Annotated in this window: 4 protein-coding genes; all 4 read left to right on the forward strand. The window is 34.2% G+C overall.

Going from position 1 to position 3,632, the window contains the following annotated elements:
* A partial coding sequence (locus B3J44_RS17835) for a hypothetical protein (RefSeq protein ID WP_286970065.1) occupies window positions 1-744 on the forward strand: 744 nt, incomplete at its 5' end.
* Window positions 745-1,077: 333 nt separating this feature from the next.
* Window positions 1,078-2,109, forward strand: coding sequence for a methionine ABC transporter ATP-binding protein MetN (metN, locus tag B3J44_RS17840; RefSeq protein WP_286970068.1), 1,032 nt, complete (start codon window positions 1,078-1,080; stop codon window positions 2,107-2,109).
* A complete protein-coding gene (locus B3J44_RS17845) occupies window positions 2,102-2,755 on the forward strand; it encodes a methionine ABC transporter permease MetI (RefSeq protein ID WP_286970071.1) in 654 nt (217 codons plus the stop codon). The genes metN and B3J44_RS17845 overlap by 8 nt, the downstream gene beginning before the upstream one ends.
* Window positions 2,756-2,835: 80 nt before the next feature.
* On the forward strand, window positions 2,836-3,632 hold a 797-nt coding region (metQ, locus tag B3J44_RS17850), incomplete at its 3' end, for a methionine ABC transporter substrate-binding lipoprotein MetQ (protein ID WP_286970074.1).

Here is a 3,632-nt window from a genome sequence, read left to right on the forward strand (position 1 = left end):
AAAAAAGGAACAACAACAATTCCTTTAACGAGCTTAACATCTGTTAGCGTTGATAACGGTCGTATTTATGTAGGAAGTACAGAATCGAGATTATTTGTTTTTGATGAAACTACAAATGCAGGAATCAGTACGGTAGGAAACGGTCAATGGTGGCAAACTTTTGTACACGTTTTTGGTGTTGTAGCAAAAGACGGATTGGTGTTTGTAAAAGAAAAAGAAAAAAGCATAAAAGTTCTTGACGCTTCTCAAATTACAGAAACTAGCGATTGGAATTTAAAACCTATTGCCAAATTAAATACTTTAAACGGATGGACAGAAGTGTATTCATTAGATATTGTTGACGGAAATTTGGTAGTAGCAGGAAGAGATGCAAAAAGCTATTTGTATTATAATATAGCCAATATAAAAGCTAATGCAGAAGCTTCGCTTACAACTCCTATAGAGCCGCAAAAAGTGCAATTTTTAGACATTAAACCAATTGCAGTATCTTTTAGCAAAGATTGGGCAGTTACTTCAGAAAATATAGGAAGTGCTTCTTATTTAAAATTGTATCCAAAAGCAGAGTTCAATAAAATGAATTACAAAGCAGTTTTAAGCGCTTCTGATATTTTAGGAAAAAATCCATTCGGTACTATTGTTGGCACGGCACAGCTTGATGACCGCATTTTCTTATCTGATAATACCAATAAAAAAATTAGAGTTATTAAATTGAATAAATCTGTAATTGCAGAACAGAACAATTAAGATTTTGATTCTCAATACTTCTAAATCCAAGTTCCAAACTTCAAATTGGAATTTGGATTTTTTTATTTAAAACCTCAAAATAACCTACTAAATTGATAGGTTAATAAAAGTTTTGATAATTTATGCGTTAAAATTGAAAATAACTATTTAAATTTGCACTCGCTATGAAGAAACAGAACCAGAAAATGAATAATTATTATCGTCGCAGCATAATGTGCTGTGCTACTGTTATGGTATTTATTGAGCTGGCTTAAATATAAAATGATAAAATTTATTTCAAAAAAGCCTTTCAACTGATTTATGAAAGGCTTTTTTGTTTTTAAAACTCAAAAAATGATTGAATTAAAAAATGTAACCAAAACTTTTCATCAGAAAGACAAAATCGTTTCGGCTTTGTCTGATGTCTCTTTGACAGTTCCTGAAGGGAAAATTTTTGGTGTAATTGGAACTTCCGGAGCAGGAAAAAGTACGCTGATTCGCTGCGTGAATTTGTTGGAAAGGCCAACTTCTGGTGAAATTATTGTTGACGGAAAAGCTTTAATGCAGTTATCAAACGCAGAACTGGCGATTGAAAGAAGACAAATCGGAATGATTTTTCAGCATTTTAATCTGCTTTCTTCGAGAACGGTTTTCGAAAATGTGGCATTTCCTTTAGAATTGACTGGAACTTCAAAAAGCGAAATCAGAACTCGTGTTTTAGAATTATTGCAATTAGTTGGTTTAGCCGAAAAAGCAAACGATTATCCAGCAAGTCTTTCGGGCGGACAAAAACAAAGAGTAGCGATTGCAAGAACTTTGGCCAATAATCCGAAAGTGCTTTTGTCTGATGAAGCTACAAGCGCACTAGATCCTGCAACGACAAGATCAATTTTAAATTTATTGAAAGACATTAACAAACGTCTGAATATTACGGTTCTATTGATTACGCATCAAATGGAAGTTGTAAAATCGATTTGTGATGAAGTCGCAGTAATCAGTCACGGAAAATTGATCGAGCAAGGAAGTGTTGGAGAAATCTTCGCAGACCCAAAACATGAGTTGACAAAAGAGTTTATTGCTTCGTCTTTACATATTGATGTTCCTGCGGTTTATCAGGAGAAATTGCAAAAAGAAGATAACGGAAACTTGAATCCGTTATTGAAATTAGAAATGACAGGAAAATCGGTTAACGAACCAGTTATTTCAGAAGTTTCAAGACTTTTTGATACCGATTTCAAAATTGTAAGCGCACAAATGGACCAGGCTGGCGAAGTTAATTTTGGCGTAATGTTGATTGAACTTTCAGGAAAACGCGAAAATTACACTGCGGCAATTCAGTATTTTAATTCAAAACATATTAAAACAGAAATTATAGGTTATGTCTGATTCTCTTATAGATTTATTATTAAAAGGAACATGGGAAACCATTGTTATGACTTTTGTATCGGGCTTTTTCGGTTTTTTGCTAGGACTTCCAACAGGAATTTTATTGTTCTTAACGCGTAAAAATCAAATTCTGGAACAGCCAGTTTTAAATAGAACATTATCAGTTGTGGTAAACGTTTTTCGTTCTATTCCATTCATTATTTTAATTGTTTGGATGATTCCGTTTACACGTGCCATTGTCGGGACTTCTATTGGTGTTAGTGCAGCTTTAGTTCCGTTAAGTATTGGTGCGGCGCCATTTATTGCGCGATTGGTAGAAAATAGCTTATTGAGCCTTCCGTCAGGATTAATCGAAGCGGCAAGAGCTTTGGGAGCAACTCCATTCCAAATTGTGTATAAAGTATTGTTGCCAGAAGCATTGCCATCTTTAATTAATGCAGCTTCAATTACTTTAATTACTCTTGTCGGATATTCTGCAATGGGTGGAGCTGTTGGAGCAGGTGGTTTAGGACAAGTTGGATACCAGTACGGTTATATTGGGTATGATGCCGTAACAATGAATTCTGTTCTAGCTTTATTGGTCATCTTAGTATTCGTGATTCAGTTTGCGGGAGATAGATTATCAAAACGATTCGATCACAGATAAAATTTTTAGTCGAAAGTCGAAAGTCGAAAGTCGAAAGTGAAAATGTTAGAAGTTAAAATTTAAAAAATATACAAATTATCATGAAAAGAAATATTTTAAAAATAGCTGGAGTTTTGGCTTTGACGCTTGTTTTATCAAATTGCGGAAACAAAAAAAATAACGATCCTCATTTTATAAAAGTGGGAGTGGCTTCTGGACCAGAATTGAAAGTGGCGGAAGCGGCTAAAAAAGTAGCCAAAGAAAAATACGGATTGGAAGTTGAATTGGTTTCTTTCAACGATTATGTAATTCCAAACGAAGCTTTAAGCCAAGGTGATATTGATGCAAATGCTTTTCAGCATAAACCTTATTTAGACGAGCAATCAAAACAGAGAGGTTACAAATTGGCTATTATCGGAAAAACATTTGTGTATCCGATTGCAGCTTATTCAAAAAAAATAAAAAGCCTTTCTGAATTGAAAAACGAAAGCACTATTATTATTCCAAACGATCCAACAAATGGCGGACGTTCTTTATTGCTTTTACAGAAAAACGGATTATTGAAATTGAAAGATGGTGTTGGTTTATTGCCAAAGGTAACTGACATTGTGAGCAATCCTAAAAACTTAAAAATATTAGAATTAGAAGCGCCTCAATTGCCTCGTGCTTTAGACGACCAAAATGTTTCTATTGCAATCATCAACAATACTTTTGCTTCAGCAGCTGGATTGGTTCCTTCTCGTGATGCTTTATTTGTTGAAGATAAAGAGTCGCCTTATGTGAATTTGGTAGTAAGCCGTGAAGACAATAAAAACGAAGAAAAAGTAAAACAGTTTTTACAAGCTTTTCAATCTCCAGAAGTAGAAAAAGCAGCCGAACAAGAATTTAAAGGCGGCGC

The organism is Flavobacterium sp. UBA4854, assembly GCF_002399805.1.
In the GTDB taxonomy this organism is placed as follows: domain Bacteria; phylum Bacteroidota; class Bacteroidia; order Flavobacteriales; family Flavobacteriaceae; genus Flavobacterium; species Flavobacterium ginsengisoli.